This window comes from Vibrio sp. McD22-P3, from assembly GCF_021568915.1.
GTDB classification, from domain to species: Bacteria; Pseudomonadota; Gammaproteobacteria; order Enterobacterales; family Vibrionaceae; genus Vibrio; species Vibrio mediterranei.
In genome coordinates this window covers 111,865-127,102 of sequence record NZ_JAKGTN010000004.1, presented here as the reverse complement: position 1 = coordinate 127,102, position 15,238 = coordinate 111,865, and the positions used below count along the sequence as shown (strand labels likewise).

The window sequence follows — 15,238 nt, the reverse complement described above, 5'->3', positions numbered from 1 at the left end:
TTGCCCAATGGCAACGATGAAGGACATAGCAAGACTAGCTGGCGTATCCACATCGACAGTGAGTCATGTCATCAATAAAACACGGTTTGTGAGTGAAGAGATTTCGGAGCGTGTGAATAGCGCAGCGAAAGAGCTGAACTATGCCCCCTCAGCACTAGCTCGTAGCTTAAAAATGAACCGTACACGAACAATTGGAATGTTAGTGACAACCTCAACCAACCCGTTTTTTGGCGAGGTGGTGAAAGGGGTAGAACGTAGCTGTTATCATCAAAACTACAACCTTATTCTGTGCAATACAGAAGGGGATAGTGAGCGCATGAGAGCATCCATCGATACGCTTCTGCAAAAGCGTGTTGATGGGCTGATTCTTATGTGTTCGACACTAGAAGGTGAGAAACTAGATATTTTCGACCAGTACCCAACTATACCGGTGGTAGTAATGGACTGGGGGCCTATCCATTTTGAAAGTGACAAAATTCAAGATAACTCTTATCTAGGAGGTTATCTAGCGACTAAGCACTTGATCGAATGTGGGCATAGGGAAATTGGTTGTATCACTGGACCATTGAATCGCCATCAGGCTTTGATGCGTTACGAGGGCTACAAAAAAGCTCTAAAAGAACATTCGCTGCCACTAAATCCCGACTGGATTATTGAGTCAGATTTTGAATGTGATGGTGGAGCTAAGTCTCTAGAGATATTAATGTCTCGTGGTGCATTACCGAGTTCGATATTTGTATGCAATGACATGATGGCGATGGGCGCCATAAATATCGCTCATGACAAAGGCGTAAAGGTGCCCGAAGAGCTGTCTATAATCGGCTATGATGATATTCACATAGCAAAATACATGACACCTGCTTTAACAACAATTCATCAGCCTAAATATCGGTTGGGTAAGGCTGCAGTTGAAACTTTGTTAGCCAAAATAGATAAAACGACAGAGGTTCCTGACGTAGTACAGTTAGAGCCAACCCTAGTGGTGAGAAACAGTGTAAAGTCATTATTGTAGGCTGTTCACGGCAAAATAAAAAAGCACCTCGCATTTGGCAGGTGCTTTTTTGATGTTATTGGTATGTGTTTTAATTACGGCATTCTACTGAGAATTTACAGCGCGTTAGTGAGAATTTCTCGGCTGACGTCTAGGGTAATTGCTTGATTTTCACCTAACTTAACATAGCCATTTTGCTCAAGCTTCGCTAAGACTGCTTCTACTGCATCAGACTTGTCACCGCTTACTTCGGATAATTGAGCATCAACATTTAGGCTCGAATAGAAAGCTTCAATAGCACTGATGGTGCGTTCCGCTAGATCATCGCTATCTTCTAATTGGAAGACGTTGCGTCCCATCTGCTCAATTTTCCCACGCTTGAAAGTCATCTGACTGCGTAGCAGTGACGGTTGAATAATCGCCAGCGAGCGAGCGTGATCAACATTCCAAAGAGCGGTCAGTTCGTGGCCGATCATATGAGTAGCCCAGTCTTGAGGCATCCCTGTACCAATTAAGCCGTTAAGTGCTTGGTTAGCTGTCCACATTAAGTTTTCACGCCACGCATCATCGCGTTGCTCAAACTTAGCTCCGAGCTGGAGCAGGTTACGTAGCAGCACTTCAGCATACCCTTCCTGTACCATGTTGCCTGTCTGAGTAGTGATGTATTGCTCGCAAACGTGAACCCATGCATCAACAAGCCCATTAATCAGTTGACGCTCTGGCAATGTCTTCATTGCATCCGGGTCGAGTACTGCGAACTGAGGTCGAACTAGTGGTGTCATGAAGCCCAGCTTTTCATGAGTCGACTTCTTGGTGACAACCGCGCCCATGTTTGACTCGGAACCTGTTGCTGGTAACGTCAGTATTACTCCGATAGGTACAGCAGTTTCGGGCTTATATTGGCCTGTAATTAAGTCCCAGCTGTCGCCATCGTGTAATGACGCTGCGGCGATGTACTTAGTTCCATCAATAACAGAACCACCACCCACTGCGAGCAAATAATTAACGCCTTCAGATTTAACCAGTTCGATAGCCTTATCTAAGGTTTCTTTAGTAGGATTGGCTTCTACGCCTGAGAACTCTAACCATGTGTGATTTTGCAAAGCTTCAACGACTTGATCGTAGACTCCGTTGCTTTTAATGGAGCCGCCGCCATAGATAACGAGTACTTTGGAGGTCGTTGGTATGCTAGAAGAGATCTGTGCAATTTGGCCTTGGCCGAAATGAATCACTGTAGGGTTTACGTAGCTAAATTTCATAGTATTGCCTCACATTCCAATGTAGTAAATGCACCTTAATTATGAAGAGGGCGCATTGCATTTATGCTACTTATGTTTGGGGCAAATAGATCAGGCTTCAAGTGTTAAACCTGATCTATCTGTAATGATGGGCGAATTAATGCGCAGTTAAGAGCAATTAGGGGATAGGCCAGCAATCTCTCGTTCTTGCTGTAGTTCTTTATGGAATGCTTCTAATTGGGTTTGTGCGACGGCTGGATCGTTGATGGATGAACTCATCTTAACGAATTTGCTCACCGCTCGATCAACGCCTTCAGTATTATCACGGTCAAAGTCGATCAGAGCCTGCATAGCGACTCCTGCTTCCTTATAAGATTCTTGAGATGCATTCTCGGCAGCAAGTGCTGAGCGGTATGCATTATCGTGTTGACAGGAAATTAATGCGTTCACCGAAGCATCGATATCGGGACCAAAATCTAACGAGGGCTTAGCGGGTGCAGGTGCTTTCTGCTGTTGTGCTTCTTGTTGTTGGTCTTTGGCATATCCATCTACGGCTCCGGCAGTACCGCCAGCTAGAGCCCCTGCCGTAACATTTCGACTCAATCGGTAGGTGTCTACTTCGCCATCAACGATTAGATCGGTAAGTGCCCCCAACATACCAGCAGAGACCGCACCAACTGCCGCGCCTTCTGCAGCCCCTTGTGTAGTATTGGCGCCACAGCCCAATAGTAAGACAGAAGAAATGGCGACAGCTAATAACGAACGTACTTTCATGATCAATTCCTTGTCATTGATAGTTATTGAGCCAGTATAGGATGGATCTGCTAATTTTTCTCCGTTTAATTAGTATGTTAGCGAAGTATTTAACATATTAAACTGACGCAAGATCGATTCATTATTTAATTAACTTCGGTGGTATTGGGAAGAAATATAAAACTCTGTTATTTAACCTATCGAATCATTATTAATCTGTATTCTTGACGCAAAATAAGTGCCCCGTCATTTCAGTGCAACAGCAATTAATTGCGAGACATTTCTTAAAAACCATCAATAGAATTCTCAATAACGGCTCAAAAGCTACACTTTATTTTTGTCGTATCTAAAGTGTGTTTCTGAGATGTAATTGAATTGTAAATTCACAAAAAAGTCGTAGTCCTTATGATTCATTGCATCATTGTGAAATTTTCTACTAGTTAAGAAAGGATTCGTAATGGAACATACTAGAAAGCTCACACCTACATTGAAGGTAGGTTCTCTAAGCTTATTAGCACTGGTTTGTGCTGCTTCACTATATGGTAATAATGCCCAAGCGAGCACATCACAAACTGACTGTCGTCCAGATGGCTTATATCAGACACCAGGCATAACGGTACCTTATTGCACTATTTATGATGCAGAGGGGAGAGAGTTGATGGGGGCAGACCACCCACGTCGAGTAATTGGTTACTTTACGAGTTGGCGTTCAGGGAGTGATCCTCAGGCTGCCTACTTAGTTAAAGATATTCCTTGGGACCAATTAACTCATATCAACTACGCGTTCGTCAGTATAGGCTCAGATGGCAAAGTTAATATTGGTGACGTTAATGATCCGAATAATGTAGCTGTAGGTCAGGAATGGCCTGGTGTGGAAGTTGATCCTGCGCTTGGCTTTAAAGGCCATTTTGGGGCGTTAGCGACAGCGAAAAAGAAACACGGTGTAAAAACCCTGATCTCTATAGGAGGTTGGGCTGAGACCGGTGGTCATTTCGCTACCGACGGTACACGAGTTGCTGACGGTGGTTTCTATACTATGACTACTAATGCTGATGGCTCGATTAATCATCAAGGAATTGAAACCTTTGCTACTTCAGCCGTTGAAATGATGAGAACGTATCAGTTTGATGGTTTGGATATTGACTATGAATATCCTACCTCAATGGCAGGCGCGGGTAACCCAGATGACAAAGCGTTTGCAGAAAGCCGAAGAGCGCATCTTTGGAAGTCTTATGAAGTGTTGATGAAAGTACTGCGTGAGAAACTGGACGCGGTCAGTGCTCAAGATGGTGTGCATTATATGTTGACGATTGCGGCACCTTCCTCAGGCTACTTACTGCGTGGTATGGAAACCATGTCAGTGACCCAATATCTTGATTATGTGAATATTATGTCCTACGACCTCCACGGAGCCTGGAATGACCATGTAGGTCATAACGCAGCCCTTTATGACACAGGTGAAGACTCTGAACTGGCACAATGGAATGTCTATGGAACAGCAGCTTATGGTGGTATCGGGTACTTAAACACTGATTGGGCTTATCACTATTTCCGTGGTTCCATGCCTGCTGGTCGAATCAATATTGGTGTTCCTTACTATACCCGAGGATGGCAAAACGTTTCTGGTGGCAACAACGGCCTATGGGGACGTGCACCACTTCCGAATCAATCTGAATGCCCAGCGGGAACGGGAGAAGGAGAGAAAAACAACTGTGGATACGGTGCTTTAGGTATCGACAATATGTGGCATGATAAGGACGTTAACGGCAATGAAATGGGCGCAGGTTCTAACCCTATGTGGCATGCGAAGAACTTAGAAAAGGGTATCTGGGGCTCCTATGCACAAGCCTATGGTTTAGATCCTGTAAACGACCCAAGCGATAAGTTTGTAGGAACCTACACTCGTAACTATGACAGCGTTGCCGTCGCACCTTGGTTGTGGAATGCAGAAAAGAACGTTTTCCTTTCTACTGAAGATGTAGAATCTATTGATGTAAAAGCGCAATACGTTATTGATAAAGAAATTGGTGGCATCATGTTTTGGGAACTTGCGGGTGACTACAACTGTTATGTACTAGACGCTAATGGTAATCGTGGAGCGGTTGATCTTACGGAACAAGCATGTGCAACTGGTAATGGTGAATATCATATGGGTAATAGCATGACCAAAGCCATGTACGACAAATTCTTGAGTGCTAGCCCGTATGGCAATAAAGTTGCTACGGGGGCGATACCAACTGAGGCTGTTGATATTGCTGTTTCTATCGATGGTTTCAAAGTAGGTGACCAAAATTACCCAATCAATCCTAAAATCACTTTCACCAACAATACAGGCACCGACATTCCAGGTGGCACTGAGTTTCAATTTGATATTCCAGTATCGGCACCGGACAACGCTAAAGACCAGTCTGGCGGTGGACTAAAAGTTATCGCTTCTGGTCATACTAGAGCGAATAATATCGGTGGTCTAGACGGACCAATGCATCGCGTCGCCTTTACGCTACCAAGCTGGAAGAGTTTAGCTGCTGGGGCGAGCTATGAACTGGATATGGTGTACTACCTACCTATCTCAGGTCCTGCTAATTATGCAGTCAATGTTAATGGTGTCGACTATGCATTTAAGTTCGAACAGCCTGATCTTCCTCTTGCTGACTTGAACGCTGGTGGTGGGAATAATGGCGGTGGCGATGGAGGTGGTAACTCTGGAACGTGTAATACCACCGGAGTAAATGCTTATCCAAATTTCCCTCAAACGGACTGGAAAGGTGACCCTAGCCACGCGAGTGGTGGTGATAAAATTAGTCACAACGGAGTGGTTTACAAAGCGAAATGGTGGACGAACTCGGTGCCAGGAAGTGACGGTAGTTGGGAACAAGTCTGCGTTATCTAATAGATAGCAACTAAACAACAAAGCCGCCAAGTTATATTGGCGGCTTTTGTAATTTATGTCATAGAGTTTTAGTCTACAAATACATAGCCTTCCGGTACAACAACAATACCTTTCTCTGAGATATGAAAACGCTCCGCGTCTTGTGATGGGTTTAGGCCAATCACTGTACCGGCAGGAATGACAACGTGCTTGTCGACAATACAGTTTGCTAATTGACAGTTTTCACCGACGGTAACCTCTCCAAACAAAATACTGTCAGCAATTGTCGCACCATCATTGATTCTTACGTTGGATGACAGAATGGAGTGGTGGACTGAACCACCAGAATTGACCACACCGTTGGCGATAATCGAGTTAATAAATATGCCTTCGTTCCCAGTCGCAGAAGGGACAGTGCGTGCTGGAGGCAACTGAGGTTCATATGTTCGTATTCCCCAGTTTTCTTGATATAAATTCATTGGTGGAACAGGCTCTAGTAAGTCCATATTCGCCTCATAGAACGAATCAATAGTGCCGACATCTCGCCAGTAGCAATCTCGTGCCACGCGGCCTTTATCTTGGCCGAAGTTGTAAGCATAAACACCTTGTGAGTCTATCAACTTAGGAATGATATCCTTTCCGAAATCGTGACTTGAACTATCGAGTTCAGCGTCATCTTCTAGAGCTTGCTGAAGTGTTTCCATATCAAATACATAGATGCCCATAGAGACAAGGGAACGACGAGGGTCTGTCGGCATGGCCGCTGGATCTGCTGGCTTTTCAGCAAATGCTGTTACTTGCAACTCAGCATTGGTCGCCATTACTCCAAACGCACTGGCTTCATCTCGAGGTACGTCCATACAAGCAACCGTAAGTTTAGCGCCAGTTTGTTTGTGCTCTTCAACCATAGCAGCGTAATCCATACGATAGATATGGTCGCCTGACAACACAACTACGTGCTTAGCGTCACTTCGTGAGAGGAGCCACATGTTGTGATAAATAGCATCGGCAGTGCCTTCATACCATTTGCCGCCTTTTCTCATTTGCGGTGGTACGACGGTAATAAATTCTTTTAGTTCGGGATTGAAGATCGACCAACCGTCTCGGATATGTTTATGCAAGGAGTGAGACTTGTATTGAGTGAGAACTAGAATTTGTCGTAATCCAGAATGCAAACAGTTGGTTAGCGTAAAGTCTATAATTCGGTATTTGCCACCGAAGGGTACGGCAGGTTTAGCGCGGTTATCGGTTAGAGGGCTTAACCGTGAACCCATGCCTCCTGCGAGAACAATCGTAAGAACATCTTGCATCGTCTTCTCCCTGAATGTGTGCAATTTTTATTGGGGGTCTATTAATCCTTACAAGATCTAAGCCATATCGTAACTTACTGATTATTCGACGCTATGGAGTTTCTTAAGTTGGGCTTTGCACCATTTTAGTGATGTCTATTCGAAAATTGCACCCGAATAGCAACAGTGATATCGCATTGACTCAATATGGTGCAACTTGCAGAATTTTAACTTCGATAGTTATGGAAATGTCATGCATCACAAATATATATTTATAGAATTGATATAGTCTTCCAAACTGATAAGAACAGGTATTCCCAATGAGATTTATATTGCGCGCTATTGCTGCCTTACTATTACTGTTTTCCTTACCGAGCCTGGCATTAAGCCCATCGGATATCGTCGTCAAATCTGACCAATCTATGCGAGGCGATTCAAGCTATACCGAACTCACCATGCGCATTATCAGGCCTGATTGGACGAGAACAATGAGTATGAAGAGTTGGACCAAAGGGCAAGACCTTTCCCTTGTCTTGGTTACGGCACCTGCAAAAGATAAAGGTTCTGCCTCGCTAAAACGTCAACGGGAAATGTGGAACTGGTTACCGAATATTGAAAGGGTGGTAAAGATTGCGCCATCTATGTTGGGACAATCATGGATGGGATCGGATTTTACCAATGATGACCTCATAAACCAGTCTTCCATTGTGGTTGATTACACACATGAGTTAGTGAAAGGAGAGAGTTTCGATGGTGAGCAAACTTGGGTCATTGACGCGTATGCTAAGCCGGATGCGCCAGTAGTCTGGAGTAAGGTAAGACTGTGGATTTCAAAAGAGACCTTCTTACAACGTAAAGCGGAGTTCTATGATGAGTTTGATGAGAAGGTAAATACAATGCAAACCTTTGACATCAAGGAATTAGGTGGACGTAAAGTGGCAACACGTATGGAGATGATTCCAGCTGATAAACCCGGACAGAAGACAGAAATGATCACTCATCAAGCACAGTTTAATTTTGCTATTGAAGACAGCTTCTTCTCTCAAAGCCAAATGAAAGCGTTACGCGACTAGCGCCTACATGAAAACAAGGAGTGAGCGTTCATCATGTTATTAAAACTGGCTTGGCGAAATCTGTGGCGACAAAAACGCCGAACCTTGCTAACTGCATCGGCACTGGCATTAGCCCTTTTTTTGTCTCTGCTAACTCGTAGCTTTCAAGAAGGAAGCTACAACGCCAACATAGATAACGCGGCACGCTTTTATACCGGGCTCATTCAATTACAGCACCCAGAATATGCTGAAAGCAACAGTATCGATGATGTGATATCGGGTGACCTGGAACAGTTTCCTTATCTAAAGAACATGAACAGTGTTAGCTATATTTTGCCGAGACTTGAGTCTGTTGCATTGGCTGCGGCTGATGACCGCTCTAAAGGTGTGTTGGTTTTGGGTGTGGATCCAGAAGCAGAAGATCGTTATTCACATATCAGTAGTAAAGTCAGTTCTGGGAATTTTATCGATTCTGACAGTAACGGTGTTTTATTGGGCGAAGGACTAGCCTCGTACTTAAAACTGAACGTAGGTGATGAAATAATACTCTACGGACAAGGTTACAGAGGACACACTGCTGCGGGGCTTTACACTGTAAATGGATTACTTCATTTCCCAGTGAAAGCACTGGATAACCAAATGGTTTATATGCCGATCAAGCTTTCTCAAGAGCTATACAGTACTGATAATCAAGTCACTTCTTGGGTATTGCACACCGACTCCCTTGATGACGTTGCAACCGTCGAAACAAAGCTTAAAGATCACTATAAGGATCAATTGAAAGTTAGGGATTGGCAAGACTTATCCCCTGAAATGGCGCAACAAATTGCCTTGGATCGTGCAGGCGGAATTTTCTTAATTTACATCTTATATGGCATTGTTGGTTTTGGTTTGTTTGCGACTGTCATGATGATGACATTGGAACGGCAGCGAGAGTTTGGCGTCATGCTTGCAACGGGTATGGTACGACGTCAACTACTGGGATTGTTATTCATTGAATCGGCGTTCATTTGTCTTTTAGGTATTGTTATCGGTACGCTATTGACCATGCCAGTTCTAGGTTATTTCTCCATAAATCCTATCGAGATAACAGGTGATGCTGCTCAAATGATGCTTGAAGCCGGCTTCGAGCCGATTCTTCCGGTTCACCTCGATCCTTCGTTATTTATGACCCAAGCCGTGGCTGTCACGTTCATCTTATTATTGTGTCTAGTTTACCCAAGTTGGCGTCTCTATCGTCTCAATCTGGTTTCTGCGCTAAAAGGGGGATCACATGCTCATTAAATTGGCGTGGCGTAATCTATGGCGCAACAAAATTCGCACCGGGATCATGGCGGGCGCTATGGTATTCGGTCTGGTGGGGGTGGTTGCAATGATGGGATTCATGAATGGTATGACTGACAACATGGTCCATAATGCTATTGCGTGGCAAACCAGTCATTTACAGATCCATAATCAAAGGTTCGATGAGAATCCCGATATTAAAGACACCGTAATTGGTGATAAGCAAATTGAAGCTGCACTTGAGGCAGACCCGAATATCAATCAGTGGGTATCTAGGTTCGTTGTGGATGGCATGATGGCATCAGCTCGCAGCACCCGTGGCGTAACGGTATTGGGCATAGATTCGACCAATGAACGTGACTTTACACCAATTGCAGAACGTCTCGTTGATGGGGAGTGGCTTGATGAAAAAGGTCGTAACCCGATATTAGTGTCGGCCAAAAATGCGCAGCGTCTAAAGCTTCGCGTGGGCTCTAAAGTGGTGATTACGTTTACCGACCCTGAAGGAGAGGTGACGGGAGCGGCATTCCGAGTTCGCGGTATCTTTAAAACGCCATCATCAGCTTACGATGATGGTCACGTCTTAGTCCGAAAGTCCGACATCCAATCTCTGGCACAACTTAATGGAGTTCATGAGTATGCCGTCCAAGTAACCGCAAAGGCTAACGCTGACAGTGAAGAGCAAGTACGACATGTTGTCTCAGACCTGCAATCGCTCATTCCAAGTGGTAACGTGGTACAAGGTTGGTATCAATTGCAACCGTTATTGGCAACCATGATTAATACGATGAAAATCAGTAATCAAGTGATGTTGACGGTTTTTGTCGTGGCGATGGCGTTTGGTATCGTCAATATCATGTTGATGTCGGTTTTTGAACGTACTCAAGAATTTGGCGTTTTAATGGCCGTGGGAATGCAAAAGCACAAGATTTTTATGCTGGTGATGCTAGAAACTGTGTTACTAGGTAGCTTAGGTGCCGTTTTAGGTATTGTATTTAGCAAAGCACTTATTGCTATTTTAGGTCACACGGGGTTGTCACTTGGCTCTATGGCGCAAGGGTTAGGCGCTTATGGCGTAGATACGTTACTGTTCCCAACGGTCTCCAATGAACAATACCTGATGGTATTTGTCACCGTGTTTATCGCCTCTATAGTGGCTGCGCTCTATCCTGCACGACAAATCCTTAAACAGAAGCCGGTTGAAGCCATGTCTGATAAGAAATAATCAAAAGGTAAGTGAATTGAGATGACCATAGAGATAAAGCAGCTTAATAAAATCTATAACCCAAAAAGTGAATTTCCGGTACATGCGGTTCAAGACTTATCTTTGACGATTGAGCAGGGAGAGTTTGTCGCCATTATGGGACCGTCGGGGTCAGGAAAAACAACTATCCTCAATATGTTAGGGGGCATTGATACCCCTACGTCTGGAGAAGTATGGATTGAGGGAAGTAACATTTGTCAGCTATCTGAGAAACAACTCATTGCATTTCGCCGTGACAACATCGGGTTTATCTTCCAGGACTATAGTTTGTTACCTGTCCTTACTGCTCAAGAGAACGTCGAGTTTGTCATGCAACTACAAGGCGTAGCAGAGAAGCAGTGTCAGCAGCGTGCGAGTGAGTTATTGGCCCAAGTGGGGCTTGAAAATCAGAAAGATAAACGGCCACCAAAAATGTCTGGGGGACAACAGCAACGTGTAGCCGTCGCACGAGCTCTAGCGCCAAGACCACGATTTGTGATGGCGGACGAACCGACAGCAAACCTAGACGCCAAAAGTACCGCAGAACTTTTAGATATTATGCAACATCTGAACGAAGTGGAAGGAACGACATTTATATTTTCCACCCATGATCCTCGAGTGATAAAAAGGGCAAAGCGCGTCATTGTGTTTGAAGATGGTAAACTGGCGTCCGACAAACTGCAAACTGAGCTTACCACGGAGCTCGAACACTAGTTATGTGGAAAAAGTTAGTCACCACCATTTTTATCGTTGGCGCAGCTGTCTATATGGTAGAAGTGAAAGCGGAGATACCGGGGTTACAGCCAGAGAAGAACTGGGACCTAACTGGTTATGTGAAATACATGGCGACAGGGGGTATTCCAGATCACGGAGAGAATACCTTAGATCATCTTATACATCAGCGATTTAACTACGAGTATCGCTTCTCTTCCTCATTTCGTTTTAATGCAGGCATGCGCAATAGAGTACTCGCTGGCGATAGCTTGAATGCGCCGTTCTATTCAGAGATTACTGCGGCGGACAACGGATATTTTGACCTATCAAGAAACCTGGTCGATAACGACAACATGATCATCAACAGTCAGTTTGACCGTTTGTATTTTGATTGGAAAGGGGATGACTGGAGCTCAAGAATAGGACGTTATCGAGTCAATTGGGCGATGAACACCATTTGGAATCCTAACGATTTGTATAACTCGTACTCGATATACGACTTTGACTATGAAGAAAGACCAGGAACCGATGCGATATCGCTCAGCCGCAAACTTGGATTTGCGAGCAGTATAGACTTTGTCTACAGTCCCAACAAAGACAGCAATTTACAGAGATATTCTGCTCGCTATCTATTTAATCATAACGGTTGGGACATGCAGGTTCTAGCTGGACGATCAGGTTTGGATTACGTTCTAGGTGGTGGTTTTGCCGGTGATATTAATGGTGCTGGGTTTCGAGGGGAGCTGACATGGTTTGACCCATGGAAATCCGAGTATCAAGGTCAATCTTATGAAAAGACCATCGTATCAAGTATTGAGACTGACTATAGTTTTGGTGGAAGACGCAATTGGATAGGGCGAGCATCGGTACTTTATATTAGTGAACCACAACAAGCGATTGATGCGGCGGTATATTTAACTTTACCTCTCACCGCGAGAACTCTGAGCTTCACTAAATTCACGGGCTACGCCGATTTAGGTTTCGACATTACACCATTGTCGCGAATTACCATGTCTGGTAGTTACTATCAAGATGGCTCTTTTTTCGTTGGTTTATCGAACAGCTATTCATTGTCTGACGACTGGCAATTGCTTACCGTATTACAGCGTTTTGATGGCAGTTCAGGAAGCTTGTTTGGAGCAACCCCTTCAACACTGCTGTTTGCCAACATCAAATGGTCGTTCTAATTACTTAGATGATGAGTCGTTTTCTCTAGAACTAACCGAAACCATGCACTGAAGGTTGCTGGCTCCGCCTTCATCGTTTGCTCGATATCAGACTGCTGCCACCATTCACACAGTTCTGCTTCGTCTGCATTAAGGTTGAACTCGACTTTGTTCGATTCAGCAATAACCACGTGATCAAGTTCATTCTCAGTTAAACCATTGCTGAATTTAGCACAATAACTAACGGTACCAATATCGATGAGTTCGAGTGGGGTCGTTATGCCAAGCTCTTCGACAAGACGACGTTGTGAAGCCGAGATAATCTCTTCATCTGGACGTGGATGTGAACAGCAGGTATTACTCCACAATCCACCACTGTGATATTTATTGATCGCGCGTTTCTGAAGTAAGAACTCAAGTTGGCCAGCGTTATAACGATAAATAAGCACTGAAAAAGCCAGATGTTTAAGGCCTAAACGGTGGGCTTCCAGCTTCTCTTCGGTACCGATTGGTTTCCCAAATTTATCGACGACAACAACCAGTTCACAACTCATATTCTATCTCACGCTTGCTTAATGACCGCTTTGAACACTGCGGTTTTCTCTTATTTCACTGCGCCAACCAGCGAGGGCGCGCATCATAGCACAAAAGACCCTGTGATGGAGAGTGGAGGGGAGATTAATTCACAACATTGATACTAAAGATGAAGAGAGATGGATCATTAATGTATTGATTGGGCTCATTCTTTCAGATGTGGATGAGAGTAGCGTTGGTACCTCGGTAACTGATTTCTTAGATTATTGAACGTCGCTCTAGCACTTTGTGTAGAGAGTTTATTCATCAACCAGTCGGGTAATATTCCACCAGGGTCTGCATAGGCTTTGTATTCGATAAGTGTCGTACCGTTGGTCAGCTTTTGTAGATTCCAACTCGCATCGACAGAGGTAATTCGAATATAACCTTTTTGTATCGGTAATGAAGATTCAGGAGCATCGTTAATTTCGATAGTGAAACCATAATCGTCGACCCAATACTTCGAGTAGGTAACCATATCGCGGTCTCTCGCTGGCCACGGTGCTTTAAACTGGGTATAAACAATGTTCTCGTTGATTGATATCTGCCTTAACACTCGGCTATGGCTGGCGTTATCTATCCAGTTGGGGACGTTTTCACTATCTTCTAATAATGTTAAGAAGGCGCTATAAGTTGTTGGAGTGAACATTTGCGCTCGGATTTCGACTAAGCCATCGGTGTGCTCCCGAGTATAGATAGTGATTCCGTCATTATTACTGTCAAACTGCCAATAGCTATTTTCTTCAGCGCTTAATGAGCCTGTCAGCAGTATTGTCGAGAACAGTATAATGATGCGTAAAACGTCCATGTTTCACCTGTTGGATGTCGATTTCTTGCATTAAGCATATACAATTTTATTCGAAAAATCAGGGTAGTAGACATTTGAAGTAAAAAAATGGAAGTAGAAGTAGATAGGTAGGAGTAGGGAAAGGCTTCCCAAATAGTAAGAGCCAACAGGGCTAGGCGCACGTGTTGGCTCTTTAGGTTGTAATGAATATTAGCCTTCGTTACGCTTTCGGCTTACCAAGTGATTTGACGCCGCCGCTGCTAATAGCGCACCACCAATTACCAAGGTTTGGTAGTAGGCAGGTACGAGAGTGAGCATCCCGACGGTTAAGGTCATGATAATCAATGCACCAACAAATGAACGCAGTACTTTGCCTTCACCGCCACTAAACGCTGTACCACCAATTAACACCACAAGAATCGCGGTCAACTCCATACCATCACCCGACAGCGGGTCACCCAGCGACATAAAGCTTGAACGAGCAATCCCCGCAAGCGCAGCTGTTGCACCGACAATGGCGTAGAGCGTGAAGACGACTAGCCCAGTCTTAATACCTGATAATTTAGCCGCCGTTGGGTTACCACCCGTCGCTGCGGCGTATTTACCTAGTAAAGAACGGTTTTGTAGGATGATGAGCAAAGCCGTAACCCCCACCGCTACCCAAAATGCCATTGGCAATCCAAGTAAAACCGCATCGCGACCATAGTCGTTAAACCATGCTGGCATTTTTAGATCGCCCATGGACTTGATGGCTGACACGCCATCTTCTACTAGAAGCAGTGCGATGCCTTTATATAAACTCAGGGTAATCAAGGTTGCAATAACGGGCGTAATATTAAACTTCACCACTAACAAGCCGTTGAAAGCGCCCAGCAATACACCACAAAACACGGTAATGGAGAAAGCCGCCCACATTGGAACACCATTGATGGCGAGGAGGGCATATATGACCGCAGTGAGTCCCATGGTGCTACCAACGGATAAGTCGATGTAACCCGAAACCATTAGCAAGGTAAATGCGCCGGCTAGCACTAACAGTGGTGCGGAGACACGTAAAATGTTGATGACGTTTTTCTTATAAAGAAAGTTTCCGCGCTCAAACAGTGCATACTGATCTAAGTTAACGCTACTTAGAAAAATAACAATCGCTGCTAATACAAAGTAGATGTAATAGTTACGAAAAAACTCAGCCACTTGTCCGCCCAGTGCAGGTGATGGTACTGGCGACGGGGCAGATGATGAATTAAGTGATTTGGTTGAATCGGACATAACGTTTCCC

The 15,238-nt window shown here is 44.5% G+C and carries 12 protein-coding genes and 1 pseudogene; 7 read left to right on the top strand and 6 right to left on the bottom strand.

Annotation, left to right across the window (positions count from 1 at the left end; all coding sequences use genetic code 11):
* Positions 1-7 precede the first annotated feature (7 nt).
* Positions 8-1,012 (top strand): substrate-binding domain-containing protein, encoded by a 1,005-nt coding sequence (locus L2W36_RS06230; RefSeq protein ID WP_236109595.1) that lies wholly within the window; start codon positions 8-10, stop codon positions 1,010-1,012.
* A gap of 95 nt (positions 1,013-1,107) precedes the next feature.
* Here L2W36_RS06230 and L2W36_RS06225 read toward each other — a convergent pair whose 3' ends face one another.
* Positions 1,108-2,250, bottom strand: a complete 1,143-nt coding sequence (locus L2W36_RS06225) for an iron-containing alcohol dehydrogenase (protein ID WP_236109594.1) — start codon at positions 2,248-2,250, stop codon at positions 1,108-1,110.
* A gap of 147 nt (positions 2,251-2,397) precedes the next feature.
* Positions 2,398-3,003, bottom strand: a complete 606-nt coding sequence (locus tag L2W36_RS06220) for a hypothetical protein (protein ID WP_124941922.1) — start codon at positions 3,001-3,003, stop codon at positions 2,398-2,400.
* Between the two features lie 553 nt (positions 3,004-3,556).
* Between L2W36_RS06220 and L2W36_RS06215 the strand changes: the two are divergent.
* Positions 3,557-5,872 (top strand): annotated as a pseudogene (locus L2W36_RS06215) (chitinase C-terminal domain-containing protein); the annotation flags it as partial.
* A 68-nt stretch (positions 5,873-5,940) separates the two neighbouring features.
* Here L2W36_RS06215 and glgC read toward each other — a convergent pair.
* Entirely contained in the window at positions 5,941-7,185 is a 1,245-nt protein-coding gene (gene glgC, locus L2W36_RS06210) for a glucose-1-phosphate adenylyltransferase (RefSeq protein WP_329605662.1), read from the bottom strand.
* Positions 7,186-7,460: 275 nt separating this feature from the next.
* On the opposite strand from glgC, the gene L2W36_RS06205 reads away from it, so the two are divergent.
* Genes L2W36_RS06205 through L2W36_RS06185 form a run of 5 tightly spaced genes read left to right on the top strand, consistent with a single transcriptional unit; the run spans position 7,461 to position 12,620 of the window.
* Positions 7,461-8,213: an outer membrane lipoprotein-sorting protein gene (locus L2W36_RS06205; RefSeq protein ID WP_236109592.1), complete on the top strand. Its 753-nt coding sequence runs from the start codon at positions 7,461-7,463 to the stop codon at positions 8,211-8,213.
* A gap of 33 nt (positions 8,214-8,246) precedes the next feature.
* A complete protein-coding gene (locus tag L2W36_RS06200; protein ID WP_236109591.1) occupies positions 8,247-9,476 on the top strand; it encodes an ABC transporter permease in 1,230 nt (409 codons plus the stop codon).
* On the top strand, positions 9,466-10,701 hold the full coding sequence (locus L2W36_RS06195) for an ABC transporter permease (protein ID WP_236109590.1): 1,236 nt from the start codon (positions 9,466-9,468) through the stop codon (positions 10,699-10,701). The genes L2W36_RS06200 and L2W36_RS06195 overlap by 11 nt, the downstream gene beginning before the upstream one ends.
* Positions 10,702-10,722: 21 nt before the next feature.
* Positions 10,723-11,433, top strand: coding sequence for an ABC transporter ATP-binding protein (locus L2W36_RS06190; protein ID WP_236109589.1), 711 nt, complete (start codon positions 10,723-10,725; stop codon positions 11,431-11,433).
* Between the two features lie 2 nt (positions 11,434-11,435).
* Positions 11,436-12,620, top strand: coding sequence for a hypothetical protein (locus tag L2W36_RS06185; RefSeq protein ID WP_443088379.1), 1,185 nt, complete (start codon positions 11,436-11,438; stop codon positions 12,618-12,620).
* On the opposite strand, the gene idi is transcribed toward L2W36_RS06185, so the two are convergent.
* The 3 genes from idi to L2W36_RS06170 form a co-directional block, all read right to left on the bottom strand.
* Positions 12,617-13,153 (bottom strand): isopentenyl-diphosphate Delta-isomerase, encoded by a 537-nt coding sequence (idi, locus tag L2W36_RS06180; protein WP_031494129.1) that lies wholly within the window; start codon positions 13,151-13,153, stop codon positions 12,617-12,619. The two genes, L2W36_RS06185 and idi, sit on opposite strands and share 4 nt — an antisense overlap.
* A 185-nt stretch (positions 13,154-13,338) precedes the next feature.
* On the bottom strand, positions 13,339-13,980 hold the full coding sequence (locus L2W36_RS06175; RefSeq protein WP_236109588.1) for an START domain-containing protein: 642 nt from the start codon (positions 13,978-13,980) through the stop codon (positions 13,339-13,341).
* 189 nt (positions 13,981-14,169) lie between these two features.
* Positions 14,170-15,228 carry an ABC transporter permease gene (locus L2W36_RS06170; RefSeq protein ID WP_006070496.1) on the bottom strand — a complete coding sequence of 353 codons (1,059 nt, stop codon included), beginning with the start codon at positions 15,226-15,228 and terminating at the stop codon, positions 14,170-14,172.
* Positions 15,229-15,238: the final 10 nt, after the last annotated feature.

Excerpts from the sequence above, each read along its gene's own strand:
- L2W36_RS06185 (WP_443088379.1), top strand. The coding sequence starts at position 11,436 with ATGTGGAAAAAGTTAGTCACCACCATTTTTATCGTTGGCGCAGCTGTC.
- L2W36_RS06225 (WP_236109594.1), bottom strand. The coding sequence starts at position 2,250 with ATGAAATTTAGCTACGTAAACCCTACAGTGATTCATTTCGGCCAAGGC.
- L2W36_RS06200 (WP_236109591.1), top strand. The coding sequence starts at position 8,247 with ATGTTATTAAAACTGGCTTGGCGAAATCTGTGGCGACAAAAACGCCGA.
- L2W36_RS06175 (WP_236109588.1), bottom strand. The coding sequence starts at position 13,980 with ATGGACGTTTTACGCATCATTATACTGTTCTCGACAATACTGCTGACA.
- idi (WP_031494129.1), bottom strand. The coding sequence starts at position 13,153 with ATGAGTTGTGAACTGGTTGTTGTCGTCGATAAATTTGGGAAACCAATC.
- L2W36_RS06230 (WP_236109595.1), top strand. The coding sequence starts at position 8 with ATGGCAACGATGAAGGACATAGCAAGACTAGCTGGCGTATCCACATCG.
- L2W36_RS06220 (WP_124941922.1), bottom strand. The coding sequence starts at position 3,003 with ATGAAAGTACGTTCGTTATTAGCTGTCGCCATTTCTTCTGTCTTACTA.
- L2W36_RS06190 (WP_236109589.1), top strand. The coding sequence starts at position 10,723 with ATGACCATAGAGATAAAGCAGCTTAATAAAATCTATAACCCAAAAAGT.
- L2W36_RS06205 (WP_236109592.1), top strand. The coding sequence starts at position 7,461 with ATGAGATTTATATTGCGCGCTATTGCTGCCTTACTATTACTGTTTTCC.
- L2W36_RS06195 (WP_236109590.1), top strand. The coding sequence starts at position 9,466 with ATGCTCATTAAATTGGCGTGGCGTAATCTATGGCGCAACAAAATTCGC.
- L2W36_RS06170 (WP_006070496.1), bottom strand. The coding sequence starts at position 15,228 with ATGTCCGATTCAACCAAATCACTTAATTCATCATCTGCCCCGTCGCCA.